Below are 1,570 nucleotides of genomic sequence, written 5' to 3'. Positions count from 1 at the left end.
GTGCCGGTCAGCACGACCGTCGTCCCACCGGCCACCGGACCGGCATTCGGGGCGATGGTTGTCAGTGTCGGCACCGCAACATAGGTGTAGGAGACCCCGTTACTCGTTCCACCCACGGTCGTGACCGTGACCAGTACCGTCCCGGCCGCCCCTGCGGGGGCAACGGCAGTGATCTGCGTCGAGGAGTCCACGGTGAACGAAGTCGCCGGGGTGCCACCGAAACTCACCGCGGTCGCACCCGTCAGATTCGTGCCGGTCAGCACGACCGTCGTCCCACCGGCCACCGGACCGGCATTCGGGGCGATGGTTGTCAGTGTCGGCACCGCAACATAGGTGTAGGAGACACCGTTACTGGTTCCACCCACGGTCGTGACCGTGACCGACACCGTTCCAGCCGCACCTGCGGGGGCGACCGCCGTGATCTGCGTCGAGGAGTTCACGACGAACGAAGTCGCCGGGGTGCCACCGAAACTCACTCCGGTCGCACCCGTCAGATTCGTGCCGGTGAGCACGACCGTGGTCCCGCCGGCCACCGGACCAGCGTTGGGGACGATGGTCGTGAGGGTGGGGACTGCGACGTAGGTGTAGGAGACCCCGTTACTGGTTCCACCCACGGTCGTGACCGTGACCGACACCGTTCCAGCCGCACCTGCGGGGGCGACCGCGGTGATCTGCGTCGAGGAGTTCACGGTGAACGAGGTCGCCGGTGTACCACCGAAACTCACTCCGGTCGCACCCGTCAGGGCTGTGCCCGTGAGCACGACGGTCGTCCCACCGGTCACCGGACCAGCGTTCGGGGCGATGGTTGTCAGTGTCGGCACCGCAACATAGGTGTAGGAGACACCGTTACTGGTTCCACCCACGGTCGTGACCGTGACCGACACCGTCCCGGCCGCACCTGCGGGGGCGACCGCCGTGATCTGCGTCGAGGAGTTCACGACGAACGAAGTCGCCGGGGTGCCACCGAAACTCACTCCGGTCGCACCCGTCAGATTCGTGCCGGTGAGCACGACCGTGGTCCCGCCGGCCACCGGACCAGCGTTGGGGACGATGGTCGTGAGGGTGGGGACTGCGACGTAGGTGTAGGAGACCCCGTTACTGGTTCCACCCACGGTCGTGACCGTGACCGACACCGTTCCAGCCGCACCTGCGGGGGCGACCGCGGTGATCTGCGTCGAGGAGTTCACGACGAACGAAGTCGCCGGTGTACCACCGAAACTCACTCCGGTCGCACCCGTCAGGGCTGTGCCCGTGAGCACGACGGTCGTCCCACCGGTCACCGGACCAGCGTTCGGGGCGATGGTTGTCAGTGTCGGCACCGCAACATAGGTGTAGGAGACACCGTTACTCGTTCCACCCACGGTCGTGACCGTGACCGACACCGTTCCAGCCGCACCTGCGGGGGCGACCGCGGTGATCTGCGTCGAGGAGTCCACGACGAACGAAGTCGCCGGTGTACCACCGAAATTCACCGCGGTCGCACCCGTCAGATTCGTGCCCGTGAGCACGACGGTCGTCCCGCCCGCTACCGGACCGGCGTTCGGTGCGACGGCGGTCAGCGTGGGAACCG

1 protein-coding gene and 1 pseudogene are annotated in these 1,570 nt (G+C 67.0%); both read right to left on the bottom strand.

Features of this window, described 5'->3' with window-relative positions:
• Positions 1-1,361 (bottom strand): beta strand repeat-containing protein (locus tag ACFYOW_RS28770; RefSeq protein WP_387293251.1); only part of this gene is annotated, 1,361 nt, incomplete at its 3' end.
• A 24-nt stretch (positions 1,362-1,385) separates the two neighbouring features.
• Positions 1,386-1,508 (bottom strand): annotated as a pseudogene (locus ACFYOW_RS28765) (IPT/TIG domain-containing protein); the annotation flags it as partial.
• Positions 1,509-1,570 lie beyond the last annotated feature (62 nt).

It is taken from the genome of Nocardia sp. NPDC006982 (genome assembly GCF_042869435.1).
Classification (GTDB): Bacteria; Actinomycetota; Actinomycetes; order Mycobacteriales; family Mycobacteriaceae; genus Nocardia.
Note: the sequence above shows the minus strand (reverse complement) of the source record. Positions and strands in the feature narration are given on the sequence as shown.